This window comes from Streptomyces sp. NPDC050418 (assembly GCF_044458745.1).
Lineage (GTDB): Bacteria > Actinomycetota > Actinomycetes > Streptomycetales > Streptomycetaceae > Streptomyces.
The window spans coordinates 277730-292378 of sequence record NZ_JBITIG010000010.1; the positions used below are offsets into that span (position 1 = coordinate 277730).

At 70.4% G+C, this 14649-nt stretch carries 12 protein-coding genes; 3 read left to right on the plus strand and 9 right to left on the minus strand.

The features are described 5' to 3' along the window. Positions 1-76: 76 nt before the first annotated feature. From ACIBI4_RS25280 to ACIBI4_RS25300, 5 genes are all read right to left on the minus strand, one after another. Entirely contained in the window at positions 77-997 is a 921-nt protein-coding gene (locus ACIBI4_RS25280) for an ADP-ribosylglycohydrolase family protein (RefSeq protein ID WP_399206308.1), read from the minus strand. Positions 998-1121: 124 nt separating this feature from the next. Next, positions 1122-1787, minus strand: a complete 666-nt coding sequence (locus ACIBI4_RS25285; protein WP_399206309.1) for a histidine phosphatase family protein — start codon at positions 1785-1787, stop codon at positions 1122-1124. 98 nt (positions 1788-1885) lie between these two features. Next, complete coding sequence (locus tag ACIBI4_RS25290) at positions 1886-2992, minus strand: C45 family autoproteolytic acyltransferase/hydolase (RefSeq protein WP_399206310.1); 1107 nt, start codon at positions 2990-2992, stop codon at positions 1886-1888. 92 nt (positions 2993-3084) lie between these two features. Beyond that, a complete protein-coding gene (locus tag ACIBI4_RS25295; protein ID WP_399206311.1) occupies positions 3085-4731 on the minus strand; it encodes an amidohydrolase in 1647 nt (548 codons plus the stop codon). After that, on the minus strand, positions 4710-6191 hold the full coding sequence (locus ACIBI4_RS25300) for a purine-cytosine permease family protein (RefSeq protein WP_399206312.1): 1482 nt from the start codon (positions 6189-6191) through the stop codon (positions 4710-4712). Before ACIBI4_RS25300 ends, ACIBI4_RS25295 begins: the two co-directional genes overlap by 22 nt. A gap of 83 nt (positions 6192-6274) precedes the next feature. Here ACIBI4_RS25300 and ACIBI4_RS25305 point away from each other — a divergent pair, with 83 nt between their 5' ends. Beyond that, positions 6275-6985, plus strand: coding sequence for a TetR/AcrR family transcriptional regulator (locus tag ACIBI4_RS25305; protein ID WP_399206313.1), 711 nt, complete (start codon positions 6275-6277; stop codon positions 6983-6985). Positions 6986-7001: 16 nt separating this feature from the next. On the opposite strand, the gene ACIBI4_RS25310 is transcribed toward ACIBI4_RS25305, so the two are convergent. Continuing rightward, on the minus strand, positions 7002-7607 hold the full coding sequence (locus tag ACIBI4_RS25310; protein WP_399206314.1) for a YdbC family protein: 606 nt from the start codon (positions 7605-7607) through the stop codon (positions 7002-7004). Positions 7608-7716: 109 nt separating this feature from the next. On the opposite strand from ACIBI4_RS25310, the gene ACIBI4_RS25315 reads away from it, so the two are divergent. Further along, positions 7717-8244 (plus strand): TerD family protein, encoded by a 528-nt coding sequence (locus tag ACIBI4_RS25315; RefSeq protein WP_399206315.1) that lies wholly within the window; start codon positions 7717-7719, stop codon positions 8242-8244. A 63-nt stretch (positions 8245-8307) separates the two neighbouring features. On the opposite strand, the gene ACIBI4_RS25320 is transcribed toward ACIBI4_RS25315, so the two are convergent. From ACIBI4_RS25320 to nrdR, 3 genes are all read right to left on the minus strand, one after another. Further along, entirely contained in the window at positions 8308-9456 is a 1149-nt protein-coding gene (locus ACIBI4_RS25320) for a hypothetical protein (protein ID WP_399206316.1), read from the minus strand. 208 nt (positions 9457-9664) lie between these two features. Next, complete coding sequence (locus ACIBI4_RS25325) at positions 9665-12559, minus strand: vitamin B12-dependent ribonucleotide reductase (RefSeq protein ID WP_399206317.1); 2895 nt, start codon at positions 12557-12559, stop codon at positions 9665-9667. Positions 12560-12738: 179 nt separating this feature from the next. Then, a complete protein-coding gene (gene nrdR, locus ACIBI4_RS25330) occupies positions 12739-13290 on the minus strand; it encodes a transcriptional regulator NrdR (RefSeq protein ID WP_399206318.1) in 552 nt (183 codons plus the stop codon). Positions 13291-13791: 501 nt separating this feature from the next. Between nrdR and lexA the strand changes: the two genes are divergently transcribed. Further along, the gene (gene lexA, locus ACIBI4_RS25335; RefSeq protein WP_399206319.1) at positions 13792-14577 is read left to right on the plus strand and encodes a transcriptional repressor LexA; all 786 of its coding nucleotides are present in this window, start codon (positions 13792-13794) and stop codon (positions 14575-14577) included. Positions 14578-14649 lie beyond the last annotated feature (72 nt).

Below are 14649 nucleotides of genomic sequence, written 5' to 3' on the forward strand. Positions count from 1 at the left end.
GCTCCACAAGCCAGTTTGAGGCGGTTCGCCTCACTCGTCACTTACGCCACAGCCACCCCACTCAGGGGGACAGCGCTCAGCCCGACAGCACCCAGCCCGGCGCCGCCTCCGTATGCGCCGCCCACTCCGCGGGCGGTGCGCCCGGCTCCGCGGCGGCGACGACCCCGCCGGCGATCGCGCACGTGGTGTCGACATCGCCGCCGGCCTGCGCGGTCGTCCAGAACATCGACGCGTAGTCACCGAGCCCGCGCGCCGCCGACCACAGCGCGAACGGCACCGTGTCATGCGCGGACGTGCGCCGCCCATTGCCGAGCACGGCGGCCACGGTGCTCGCGTCGTCGTAGTCGAGCATGTCCCGGGCCCGCCGCAGCCCCGCGCCGACGGCGCTGCGCGGCACCAGCGCGATCACTCCGTCGAGCAGGTCATGCCCGGTCAGCGGCCCCTTGGCGCCGGCCACGAGCGCCGCGGCGGCGGCCACCGCCATCGCCCCGACGACCGCCTCGCGGTGCTGATGCGTGGTGTACGCGGAGATCTCGGCCTGGTGCGTGGCCTGCTCGGGGTCGTCCGCGTACCAGGCGCCGAGCGGCGCGATCCGCATCGCGGCGCCATTGCCCCAGGAGCCCTGTCCGTTGAAGAGGCCGGCGGCGAGCTCACGCCAGTCGCCGCCCTCGCGGATCAGGCGCAGCATCCGGTTCACGGCGGGCCCGTAGCCGCGGTCGAAGTCGTGGTGGTGGGCGAAGGACCGGGCCAGCGCATCCTGGTCGATGCGCTCGTACTGGACGAGGACGGACACGACAGAGCAGGCCATCTCGGTGTCGTCGGTCCACTGCCAGGGCCCTGCGGGGACCTCGCGGCGCTGGAGCAGCGGGTAGTTGTCGGGGACGAAGTACTGCGAGCCGAGGGCATCGCCCACGGTGAGGCCGCGCAGGCTGAGCAGTGCGCGGCGCAGGCGGGGGTCGGTGGATTCCGAGGCAGGGGAGGAGGATTCAGCGATCATCGCGGCCTCACTTTAACGAATCCGGGCATACGCCTCGAATAAATTCCCGACACCCCAGTGTCCGTGCCCCTGACCGAGTGCCGCATACGGATCACTGTGTCCCGCACACGCGTCGTCGCGCCCTTCATACGCGCCGCCCCCGCTCGTACGTCTCGGGCTCGCGCCACCGGTCGAAGGGCCGGTCCAGCGCGTACCGCCCGTCCTCCCCCAGCACCAGGATCCGCATCTCCGCGTTGCCCGGGTTGGACAGCGCCTCGAACTCCGCGACCGACCAGTGGAACCAGCGCATGCAGAACAGCCGCATGGTCAGCCCGTGCGTCACGAGCAGCACGTTCGGCGGGTGCTCCGGGTCCTCGAAGCTGCGGTACAGGCTCTCCAGGAAGGCACCCACGCGGTCGTACACATCGGCCCCGGACTCGCCCTGTGCGAAGCGGTAGAAGAAGTGCCCGTACGCATCGCGGTAGGCCTTCTGCAGCTTGACGTCGTCCCTGTCCTGCCAGTTCCCCCAGTCCTGTTCCCGCAGCCGCGGCTCCTCGCGCACCCGGACCCGCTCGGGGTCGAGCCCGAACGCGTCGAACGTCTCCAGCGTCCGCCGGTACGGCGACACGTAGACGCTCACGCGCTCCTCGCCGAACAGCTCGCGCAGCCGCTCCCCCGTCTCCTCGGCCTGCTCCCAGCCCCGGCCGGTCATCATCAGGGCATGGTCGGGCTCGCGCTCGTACACCGTGTCGTCGGCATTGCCCTCCGACTCGCCGTGCCGGACGAGAACGATGCGCCGAGGTCGTGCCATGTCGAAACCCTAGATCGCCGCACTGACAATCGCGCGGGAACGGGAACCTCCGGCACTCCGGCGCGCGCGGCCGGCGCTCGTCCGCGCCGCTCAGGCCGTCAGGGCGCGACGGTGAGTGACCGCCACGGCCCGCCGTCCGTGTCGGCCGGGGTCCCGTCGAGGACGCTCACCGTGCGGGTCGCCGGGTCCAGGGTGACCGTGGCCAGACTGGCCCACCGCTGCCCCAGGGGCTTGGACAGGTCAGGCAGACAGGTGACGGCCGGCTGACCCTCCTCGGTGACCAGGAACGCGGTCAAAGCATCGGCGTCCGACGGCAGTTGCGCGGCGCTGCGCAGCCGGCCCGTGAGGAACGCGTGGCGTTCGTCCGAGTCCGGCTGGTAGAGCCAGGACTTCTCGCCTGCGGTGAGGGCCGGGGTCAGGAAGTGATTGGTGCGCAGGAGCATGCCCCGCTCGTCGGGCCGGATCTCGTGGACGCCCTCGGGGCTGATGTCGAGGAGCACGGCGTCCCCGGCCGCGTCGAACAGCGCGAAGGAGCCGGACGAGCCCAGTGGGGCGGAGCGTACGAGCTCGACCGCCTCGGCCACGCTGCCCGCCTCGGCCAGGACGACCGCGGCGAGGACGTGCATCGGCACACCGCCGATCCCGTCCTTGATGTGGCCCAGGATGTTGAAGTGCAGGGCGAGCCCTGCGCTGTTGATGCCGATCTTGGCGAGGATCCCGTGCTCGGTGAGGCCCGCCACGGTGTGCCGCGCGCCCCGGGACTCCAGGGTGTGCCAGTGCGCGGAGAGCTCGACGTGCCAGTCCCACGTCTGCGCGCCGAACGTCCGGGCCTTCCCGCCCTCCGCGTCGCGCCGTACGAGCGTGGAGCACTCGCCGGGCGGTACGGCCGTGGAGCGGGCCAGGATCTCGGTCCGCGCGTTGAGCGCACCGATCTGCCACTCGTCAACCCCCGCGCCCCGCGCGATCCCGGCGATCTCCGCGCGGGCCGCGGGCCGGAAGGCGCCGATGGCGTCGAGGGCGCGCTCGGCGTCCTCGCGGATGCCGGACCAGGTGATGCCACCGAGCGCGAAGAGCCGCGCGTACACGTCGAGGGCGGCGGGAATGCCGTCCCGCAGCCGCTCACCGCGGGCGACACCGCGTGCGTACGGGTCCGGATCGTCGAGGGCGATGTGGAGGCGGTGGGCGGGGCGCGGGATCACGGACATGGGGGTTCCTCGTACGGGGAAGGGTGTGGGCTTCAGGAGTCGGGGCCGTAGCTGTGCGGGCGCTCAGCTACGGGCGCTCAGCTGTGCGGGACTCAGGCGTGCCTCTGGACATGGCCGCCCACGACCGTGGCGAGCACGGGGTTGCGGGCCTGGGCCTCGGGGTCGAGGTCGAGCGGGTTGGCGGCCAGGACCGTGAGATCGGCGAGGTAGCCGGGTGCGATCGACCCGAGTTCGTGCGCGGACCCGGCGGCCTCGGCAGCCGCCCAGGTCATCCCGCGGTACGCGTCGCGGGCGGCGAGCGCCTGCGCGGGCTGGACCGGTTCCGTCTGCGGCTCCTCGACGGGCCGGCGCAGCTGGCAGTCCGCGAGGCCGGTCCGCGGGTCGCCGGGGCCGATCGGCCAGTCCGAGCCGAGGGCCACCACGGCGCCCGCGTCCAGCAGGTCGCGGGTGCGCCAGCCGCGGGCCGCACGGTCCGGGCCGATCCGGCGCGACCAGGAGTCGGTGCCGTCCGCACGGGTGTGCCGGGTCCCGTGCACGGGCTGCAGACCGGGCACGACACCGAGCTTCGCGAACCGGGGGACCACATCGTCCGGCAGCGCTTCGAGATGCTCGATGCGGTGCGGGGCGCGCCCCGCCGGGCCCACTTCCTCCAGGACGTCCAGCGTGTGCCGTACGGCCTGGTCTCCGATCGCGTGCGTGACCGTGGGGATGCCGCGCTCCGTGAAGAAACGCACGGCGGCACGGTAGGCGTCGAGGTCGCGCCAGAGCGGCTCGCGGTTCTCGCCGTGGCTGTCCGGGTGCTCGAACCAGGCGGTGCCGTTGTCGGCGGTGCCGTCGAGCATGAACTTGGCGCCCTCCACGTACCACCGCCGTCCCCGCAGCCGCTGCTGGCCGGCGATCCGCTGCCAGACGTCCGGCGCGGAATCGGCCGGTACGAGGGGTGAGCAGCGGATCCGTACGGGCAGGTCGCCGGTGGCCTCGATGAGGCGGTAGACGTCCTCGGAGGGTTCACCGAAGTCGAGGGCGTGCACGCCGGTCAACCCCGTGCGCGCGAACTCCTCCAGCCGGCCGCGTACATAATCGGCGGCGGTCTCCAGCGGCACTTCGGGGTAGTGCGCGAAGACGAGATCCATGGCCTGGAGTTCCAGGATGTAGCCGGTGGGGGTGCCGTCCGGGCCGGTCACCACGCACGAGGCGTCGCTGAAGGTCTCGCGGCCGGTCAGGCCCGCCAGTTCCACGGCCCGCGGGCTGATCACCAGAGCGTGGGCGTCCTTGGTCATCAGGGAGACCGCGTGGTCGGGGAAGCGCGCGCCTAGGAAGGCGCCGGAGGGTTCGCCGCCGAGGGTGTCGAAGACGGCGACGTCCAGGTCGATCCCGGCGACCCAGCCGCCCGCGGGCGTGCGCGCGACGGCCTCCTCCAGCAGGCCGAGCACGGCGTCCGGGGTGACTGCTGTCGACAGATCGATACTGCGGCCCGTCTCGATCGAGCCCCACACCGGATGCGTATGGGTGTCCACGAGGCCGGGCAGCACAGTGGCGCCCGGGAACTCGTGCACCTCCGTGCCGGGACCGCGCAGGGCGGCGAGCTCCTCGGCGGTGCCGACCTTCGTGATCCGGCCGCCGGTGATCGCTATGGAGTCGGCGTACGGGGCCCGGGTCAGGTCGTCCGAGAGCTCACCCGGACCTTCCTCGGCGAGGGTCTCGACGCGGGCGGCCGTCAGGATGAGGTCGGCGTGCACAGCTCGCTGCCTTTCGTGGTGCTGTCTTCGGTCTGCGGGGCGCCCTCGGGCGCGCCCTCTCCGTATGAGCGCGGAATCGTCCCGAGTGCCCGCGCGATCCCCCAGTACGCGAGGGCCGCGACGCCCATCCCGGCCGGGATCGCCAGGTCCACGCCGCCGGCCGCGGTCGCGAGCGGGCCGGTCCAGAACGTCGTGCTGACCCACATGACGGAGGCCAGCGCGCCCGCGAGGAGGGCGACGAGACCGGCCCAGTGGAGCCCGCCGCGGTACCAGAACGGCCCGCCGCGCTCCTGTCGCAGCAGCAGCTCGCCGTGGTAGCGGTTGCGGCGCATGACGAGGTCCGTGACGGCAATCGCCATGGCCGGTCCGGTGCTCACGACGACCAGCTGCAGCATGGTGTTGACGCTGGTCAGGAAGTCGAAGACGAGGATCGCGTAGAGCGTCATCGCGGTGCCGAGCGCGCCGATCACCAGGACGGCCGGGATCCGCGCGAGCCGGACGCCCACGGACTGGATGGACAGGCTCGCGCTGTACGCGGTCATGCCGTTGTTCGCGACGGTGTTGAGCACGACCGCGATCACGAAGACCGGCACGAACCAGCCGGGCAGCACCGTCTCCAGGGCCGCCTGCGGGTCGGCCATGTCGAGGGTGGTGGCGGCGAGCGCGCCCACGGAGGTGAAGACCACGCTCGGCAGGTACGCGCCGAAGGCCGTCCAGCCCGCGATGGCGGTGATCGAGCTGGTCCGCGGCAGGTAGCGGGCCAGGTCGGGGCTGTTGCTGTACGAGAGGGCCGTGGAGCCGATGATCGTGAACCCGGCGCCGAGCGCGGCCGCGAGCGCCGTGCCGTGCAGCGGTGCGGCGGGCGTGTACGACCAGTCCACGGAACCGAGCACGTACACCGTGACGATCACGAAGACCACCGTGAGCAGCACGCTGAGGGCCGCGTACAGCCGCACGATCGTCGCGTAGCCGTAGATCGCCACAAGGAGCGTGACGCCCGCGATCAGGCAGATCACGCCGGCGTCGACGCCCGCGGAGGCGGGCAGCCCCCAGTGCTGGGCGAGGCCGATCCCGGCCACGGAGGCCGCGGACCAGTTGAGGGCCAGATAGGCGGAGGCGATCAGCCAGCCGGTCACGATCAGGACGATCTTGTTGCCGATCACGCCGTAGAACGCCCGCGAGATCACCGAGCCGCTGGTCCCGGCCGCCGGGCCGCTCGCGGCCACGACGCCGGTGGCGATCCACAGCAGGTTGCCCGCCAGGATCACGCCGATCGCCTGCGGCAGGGTCAGACCCATGAGGATCAAGGTGGCGCCGACAGCGAAGCTCAGATAGCTCACATTCGGTGCGGCCCAGACCGCGAAAAGCTGTCGGGGACGCCCGGTCCGCTCCTCGTCGGCGACGAAACCGATACCCCGCTTCTCGGGTTGACCTGCACGTTCGCTGCGCTCAGTGGTCATCGTGGCCTCTCGGGGGAGAGAGGTGCGACTTATTGGTCGCACACCCAATAACTGTTGGTCGCTTATCCAATAGGCTGCTCGGTATGACGTCAAGAGCCCCGGTGAATCCGTCGAGCCCGGCCAAGACATCAAGCCCGGCGAAAGCACCTGGCCCGGCCGGTCCGCCGAAGCGCACCCGCAAGCCCCCGCAGGAGCGCCGCACAGAGATCGTCAGGACCGCGGCGGGCATCGCACTGGCCCACGGCCTGGAACTGGTGACCCTGCGCCGGGTCGCCGACGAGCTCGGGGTGCGCCCGGGTCTGATCGGCCACTACTTCCCGGCGGCCGACGACCTCGTGGCGGAGGCGTTCGCGTACGCGGCCACACAGGAGCGCGACGCACTGATGCCGGAGCACGAGCAGGACCTCGCGCCCCTGGACCGCATCGCGCGCTTCCTCGTGCGCCTGACGGGCGGCGCGCACACGGACCTCAGCCGGCTATGGCTCAACGCCCGCCACCTCAGCCGCTTCAAGCAGCCTCTGCGCGAGGCGGTGGACGGCCAGGAGACGGTGACGCGGACGGAGCTCGTCGACCTCATCGAACGGGGCGGGTTCGAGACGCGCGCGGGATCGCTGCGCGCCGCACTGCACATCCTCGTCGCGGTCGACGGAATGGGGTCCTACGCCAACACGGACACCGGGGAAGGCGCCGCGCTCACGGAGACCATCGACCTCGGCGACCTGGTCCTGGAGACGGCGGAGACCCAACTCGGGCTGCCCTCGGGCACATTGCGTGAACGAGCCGGCGTGGCGTGATCCGTATCGCCAGGCCCTAGACCGTCCACTGCGGCAGCAGCCGCACGATGTCCCCGTCGAGCGCGATCAGATCCCGACGGGTCTGAGCGCGCAGCGAAAGCCGCTCCACGCGTTCCTCGCGGTACTTGCCGTGCTCGGCGTCGGACTGCCACATCGAGAGGATCAGGAACTCGCTGCCCGGCGCCTCGGAGAACAGTCCGCGCACCATCCCGGGCGATCCGGCCATCGCCGGATTCCACACCTTCTGCTGCATCAGCGCGAAGTGCTCGACCTGCTCCTCGTGCACACGGCAGTGCGCGATCCGCACCAGATCGGCATCGGTGAACCGCGGCTCGAAGCCGGTCTTCACGTCGAAGCGGTAGTCGAAAAGCTTGACCCGCATATCGCCGTACGTACCGGCCTGTGCGGACGCGAGCCGGTCATGGGAGCGCGCCATGAACGAGTCGTAGAACGCCCGGCTCTCCCAGAACGCGAAGACATGCACCACATCGCCCCGCCGCGTGCTCCATCCCCCGCCCTGCCCCCGAAACCCCGGCTCCCCCAGAAGCCCCGCCCACCTCCGCTGTCCCTGCTCGAACCCCCTGCGGTCCGTCACGGTGCAGCGCATCCACTTGACCAGCACCGCGCCATAGTACGGCGCGCAGGGTGGTCCCAACTGCGCTCGCCGCGCAGTGAGTTGTCGGATTGACGTCGTAGCGTGTCCTCAGGAAGCACGCATCAGGGGAGAGCAGATGAACAGTTTCAGCAAGGGCCTGACGAAGGTGGAGGCGGGCCTCAAGTGGGATCCCGCCCCTCCGGGCGGCCCGCAGCACGACCTCGACCTGGTGGCCGCGGTGTACGAGGCGAACGATCCGGAGGGCACACCGGCCTATCTGGTGCACTTCGGGAGCCGCTCCCCCGATGGCACGATCACGCTCAACCGGGACAGCAAGACGGGTCAGGGCTTCGGCTACGACGAGGTGATGACGCTCGAACTCGATCGCCTGAACGAGCGCTATGTACGGGTGGTGCTCGGCGTCGCGATCCAGCAGTCCCAGGGCGATCTGACCTTCGGCGAGACCTTCAACTCGGCGGTGCGGTTGCGCGAAGGCCACAAGGACCTCGCCCACTTCGACTTCACGGCGATTCCCGGCTGCACGGCGGCCGTGCTCGCCGAACTCACCCGCGACGGCGCGCACACCTGGCAACTGCGCCCGGCGTTCAAGGGGTTCGAGCTGGACCCGGCGGCGTTCGCGCTCGCCATGGGGGCCTCCGTCTGACCGCACCGTATCGGAGTGTCCCGGGGGACCGGCCGAGCGGGCCGGTCCCCGGCACGCCTGTGCCTACGCGCTGCCGTGCCCGCCAGGCGCGCCACCATCCACTCCCGGTTCGGCTCCGGCTCCCGCCTCTGCTCCGGCTCCAGCGCCCGCTTCGGCTCCAGCCCCCGCTTCGGCGAACGCCCGCAGCGCGCGGCCCCAGTCCTGCTCCAAGAGCCAGGCGACACCGGGGTGTCCGGCCGCCCGCCCGCCCCGGGCCGCCTCGCACCATGGCGTACGCTCCAACACCGCCGCGTACGCCATGGCATGGGGCTCCCAGCGCTCCACCGGCCCGACGGACTGCGCGTCAAGCCCTCCGCGCAGCCCATGCACCAGCCAGGCCACCCTGCAGAAGGTCTCTGCGGTCGGCGGCACCTGGCCCAGGTGCCGCAGCAGTGCGCCCAGCACTCGCTCGGCATGCTCATAGCGCAGGAGCGTCGTGCCCACCCCCGCGCATTCGGTCATCTTCACCAGCAACTGGCCGGTGTGAGCGACGACTTCCGCATCCACCACCGGCTCGTCCAGGAGCTCGTGCAGGCGCACGGCGTGTGCGACCTGGCCCACGAAGTACCCGTTGAGGAAGTCCCCGTCGCACGCACGCCGCGCCAACCACGCCCTGACGCCGTCCTCATCGACTCCGCAAAGCGCCTCGACGACCGAAACCCGCCCCCAGCCCTCCACACGTTCGGCCAGCCACAGCAACGATTCCGTCCCCCCGGGCAGCCGCTCCAGCGCATCCGCCGCGAGCGACCCGCACCAGTTGCCGAGCAGCCCGGCCGTCCGGATCAGCGGAATGTCCTCACGGTTGCCGGCCACGGCGAGCAGCGCCAACCCCACGACAAGCGCGCACTGATCGGACCCCTTCGCGACCAGCCACGCCCCGGTCGCCCGCACCAGTTCGGGCTCGGCCCGCTCAGCCACCGCACGTACATGCTGGTTGCGATGCGTCGGCACGTACACCTCGTGCAGCCGATGCATCAGCTCCGCGGGATGCGCCCCGGGCCGCGCAAAATGCTCACCGAGCACGGCGGCCGCGTTCTTCCCCGCCTGCCGGTAGTCCCGGGGACTTTCGTGCTTCGGATGCTCCGGGTGCATCCGCTCCAACGGTCTCAGCACGGCCCGCGGAATCGGCCCGTCCGGCCCCGCCAGATGCGCCTCCCGCACCCGCTCGAACAACGAAGACCGCGCACTGGAGGCCCCACCCCCACCCCTCATCAACGCCTCGCCCACCCCTCACTCTTGATCACCTGCAAGACCCTGCCACCCGCCGGGGCCCGCGTACGCGGTTTCGACCACTGATCCGTGAGCGGCACGCCGAAGGGGACCAGCCGTCGGCCGGTCCCCTTCAGTTACTCACCGCAGGTCAGCGGTGGTGCTGCTGCGATCAGCTGCAACCGCTGGTCGAGCCGCAGCCCTCGCAGATGTAGCAGGAGCCGGCCCGCTGCATCTTCGTGCCGCAGGAGAAGCAGAGCGGGGCGTCGGCCTGGATGCCCAGCTGCATCTCCACCAGCTCGGCGCTGGTGTGGGCCTGCTTCGGGGCCGGGGTCTCCACGGCCTTCGGCGCGGCGGCGACGGCCTTCAGCTCCTGGGTGCGCGGCGCCGACTGGGCCAGGCCCTCGACGTCGACCTCGGCCTCGTCGAAGGACGGCTCGTACGAACCGGTCTCCAGGTGGCGCTGACGCTCCTCGGCGGAGTGGATACCGAGCGCCGAACGAGTCTCGAACGGCAGGAAGTCGAGCGCCAGGCGGCGGAAGATGTAGTCGACGATCGACTGCGCCATCCGCACGTCCGGGTCGTCCGTCATACCGGCCGGCTCGAAGCGCATGTTGGTGAACTTCGAAACGTACGTCTCGAGCGGGACGCCGTACTGGAGGCCGACCGAGACGGCGATGGAGAAGGCGTCCATCATGCCCGCGAGGGTCGAGCCCTGCTTGGACATCTTCAGGAAGACCTCACCGAGACCGTCGTCCGGGTAGGAGTTGGCGGTCATGTAGCCCTCGGCGCCACCGACCGTGAAGGAGGTGGTGATCCCCGGGCGGCCCTTGGGCAGACGCTTGCGGACCGGGCGGTACTCGACGACCTTCTCGACGGCCTCGCGGATCGTCGCCTCGGACTTCGCGGTGACCTCGGCCTTCTCCGCTTCCTTGGTCTTCGCGGAGAGCGGCTGGCCGACCTTGCAGTTGTCGCGGTAGATGGCGAGCGCCTTGACGCCCATCTTCCACGCCTCGTAGTAGACCTCTTCGACGTCCTCGACGGTCGCCGTCTCCGGCAGGTTGACCGTCTTGGAGAGCGCGCCGGAGATCCACGGCTGGATCGCGGCCATCATGCGGACGTGGCCCATCGCGGAGATGGAGCGCTCGCCCATGGCGCAGTCGAAGACCTCGTAGTGCTCGGTCTTCAGACCGGGGGCGTCGATCACATTGCCGTGGTCGGCGATGTGGGCGACGATCGCCTCGATCTGCTCCTCCTGGTAGCCCAGGCGGCGCAGGGCCTGCGGCACGGTGCCGTTGACGATCTGCATCGAGCCGCCGCCGACCAGCTTCTTGAACTTGACCAGGGCGAGGTCGGGCTCCAGGCCGGTGGTGTCGCAGGACATCGCGAGACCGATGGTGCCGGTCGGGGCGATGACCGAGGCCTGCGCGTTGCGGAAGCCGTTCTTCTCGCCGAGGCGGATCACGTCCTGCCAGGCCTCCGTGGCGGCGGCCCAGATCGGGGTGTCCAGGTCGTCCATGCGGACGGCCTTGGCGTTGGCGTCGGCGTGCTGCTTCATGACGCGCTTGTGCGGCGTGGCGTTGCGGGCGTAGCCGTCGTACGCGCCGACGACCGCGGCGAGTTCGGCGGAGCGCTTGTAGCTCGTACCCGTCATGAGCGAGGAGATCGCACCGGCGAGGGCGCGGCCGCCGTCGCTGTCGTACGCGTGGCCCGTGGCCATGAGCAGGGCGCCGAGGTTGGCGTAGCCGATGCCGAGCTGGCGGAAGGCGCGGGTGTTCTCACCGATCTTCTGCGTCGGGAAGTCCGCGAAGCAGATCGAGATGTCCATCGCGGTGATGACCAGCTCGACGACCTTGGAGAAGCGCTCGGACTCGAAGGACTGGTTGCCCTTGCCGTCGTCCTTGAGGAACTTCATGAGGTTCAGCGAGGCGAGGTTGCAGCTGGTGTTGTCCAGGTGCATGTACTCGGAGCACGGGTTCGAGCCGTTGATGCGGCCGGACTCCGGGCAGGTGTGCCACGCGTTGATGGTGTCGTCGTACTGGATGCCGGGGTCGGCACAGGCCCAGGCGGCCTCGGCCATCTTGCGGAAGAGCGACTTGGCGTCGATCTCCTCGATGACCTCGCCGGTCATCCGGGCGCGCAGACCGAACTTGCCGCCGGTCTCGACCGCCTTCATGAACTCGTCGTTCACACGGACCGAGTTGTTGGCGTTCTGGTACTGGACGGACGTGATGTCGTCGCCGCCCAGGTCCATGTCGAAGCCCGCGTCGCGCAGCGCGCGGATCTTCTCCTCCTCCTTCACCTTGGTCTCGATGAAGGACTCCACGTCGGGGTGGTCGACGTCGAGGATGACCATCTTGGCCGCGCGGCGGGTGGCGCCGCCGGACTTGATGGTTCCGGCGGAGGCGTCGGCGCCGCGCATGAAGGAGACGGGACCCGAGGCGTTGCCGCCCGAGCTCAGGAGCTCCTTGGAGGAGCGGATACGGGAGAGGTTCAGGCCGGCGCCGGAGCCGCCCTTGAAGATCATGCCCTCTTCCTTGTACCAGTCGAGGATCGACTCCATGGAGTCGTCGACGGACAGGATGAAGCACGCGGAGACCTGCTGCGGCTGCGGCGTACCGACGTTGAACCACACCGGGGAGTTGAAGCTGAAGATCTGGTGCAGGAGGGCGTACGCCAGCTCGTGCTCGAAGATCTCGGCGTCGGCGGGCGAGGCGAAGTAGCTGTAGTCCTCGCCGGCCTTCCGGTAGGTCTTCACGATCCGGTCGATCAGCTGCTTCAGACCGGTCTCGCGCTGCGGGGTGCCCACGGCGCCGCGGAAGTACTTGCTGGTGACGATGTTGACCGCGTTCACCGACCAGAAGTCGGGGAACTCGACGCCACGCTGCTCGAAGTTGACCGAGCCGTCGCGCCAGTTGGTCATGACGACGTCACGGCGCTCCCACTGGACCTCGTCGTACGGATGCACGCCGGGGGTGGTGTGGATGCGCTCGATACGCAGACCCTTACTGGCCTTGGATCCCTTGGCGCGGGAACCTCGTGCCGGGCCGCTCGTCGTCTCGGTCATGCCGCCTCCCTATATCGGGCAAAACGCCCTCAAGTGCCCCGTTCTTCCCGAGGCTGTGGTGTGTGTCTGGTGCCGCGGGCGCCGCACTGCCACCCGCAACAGGTCTTCTGGCCGCCGATCGGCCGCCGGCCCGGCCCCGTGCCCGGCCCCTTGCGGGGCTGCGCGGTCCGGCCCGCCGGTCAGTCGGCGGCGGTGGCGGGCACAGGGACCTCGGCCCCCGTGGATCCCGCTTGATCCGCTCCGGGCACGCCCTGGGCATCGGCGGCAGCGTCGGCTTCGGTGAAGTCCTGCGCATGCCGCAGCTCAGTGATGGCGGCCTCGAAGTCCTCGAGCGAGTCGAACGCCCGGTAGACGGAAGCGAAACGCAGGTACGCGACGAGGTCGAGCTCCTGCAACGGGCCGAGTATGGCCAGGCCCACGTCGTGGGTGGTCAGTTCGGCACTGCCGGTGGCACGCACCGCCTCCTCGACCCGCTGGCCGAGCTGGGCGAGTGCGTCCTCCGTGACGGGCCGCCCCTGGCATGCCTTGCGCACACCATTGATGACCTTGGTACGGCTGAAGGGCTCGGTCACTCCGCTGCGCTTGACCACCATCAGCGAGCACGTCTCGACGGTGGTGAAGCGGCGGGTGCAGTCCGGGCACTGCCGGCGCCTGCGGATCGACGTGCCGTCGTCGGTCGTACGCGAGTCGACGACCCGGCTGTCGGGGTGCCTGCAGAAGGGACAGTGCATCGCTCCCAACCCTCCTTCACAGCACGACTGAATGGCCTCTCGCAAGGCGCGGAATCCCACCGCTGCCCCTCTCGAAGCGACCCCCAGCATAGGCGATGGCCGAGGCTCACAGGACCAGGGACCACAACTTCTGGGCGGCTGCGCCAATCCAACCACTAGATCTGGGGTTTGGCCGCATTTTCGGCACCATCGCGTGTCGTCCGGGCGTGGCGTACGGAAGGTCGCGCGCCGCCCGCGCCGAAGGGGTGCGGAAGCCGCCCGCGGGAGTCCGCGGCGGGAGGCCTTGAAGAGGGTACGTGAAGGGTCGGGCCAACCGGCGAGGCGGGATGGCAGACTGTGGACCCTCGCTGCTTCACGGACGTGTTCGAGCGTCGGCAGTACACCCGAGCACATGATCACGTCAGGCAATCCCGGGTTTTTCACTCGAACGTGTGTTTGGCGCAACCTTTCGAAAGCTACTACCGTTGTCCAGCCAGGGAGACCATCTCGGAAGGGGCCGCCGTGACCACCACCGCAGACAGCGCCAGCATCACCGCCCAGGACCGCTCCCAGGGCCGACTTGAGGCGGTGCACGCCATGAATGACTCAGGCATGAGCCCTGAGGGCCAGAAGCCGGCACGTTCGCTTCCTGGCCGACCTCCCGGGATCAGGGCGGACAGCTCAGGCCTCACCGACCGCCAGCGCCGCGTCATCGAGGTCATCAGGGACTCGGTGCAGCGCCGGGGTTACCCGCCGTCGATGCGCGAGATCGGCCAGGCCGTGGGCCTGTCCAGCACATCCTCCGTGGCGCACCAGCTGATGGCCCTGGAGCGCAAGGGCTTCCTGCGCCGCGACCCGCACCGCCCGCGGGCGTACGAGGTGCGCGGCTCCGACCAGGGCAGCAGCCAGCCCACGGACACCACCGGCAAGCCGGCCGCGTCCTATGTCCCGCTCGTCGGCCGGATCGCGGCCGGTGGCCCGATCCTCGCCGAGGAGTCGGTCGAGGACGTGTTCCCGCTGCCGCGCCAGCTCGTGGGCGACGGCGAGCTCTTCGTCCTCAAGGTCGTGGGTGACTCGATGATCGAGGCCGCGATCTGCGACGGCGACTGGGTCACGGTCCGCCGCCAGCCCGTCGCGGAGAACGGGGACATCGTCGCCGCCATGCTCGACGGCGAGGCCACGGTGAAGCGCTTCAAGCGCGAGGACGGCCATGTCTGGCTGCTCCCGCACAATGCTGCGTACCAGCCGATCCCTGGTGACGAGGCGACCATCCTCGGCAAGGTCGTCGCGGTCCTGCGCCGCGTCTGAGCCACGGCCCCAGCGGCCGCCCTTGACCGGGCCCCGGAACCACCTGCGCCGGTTCCGGGGTCCTGTGCTGTG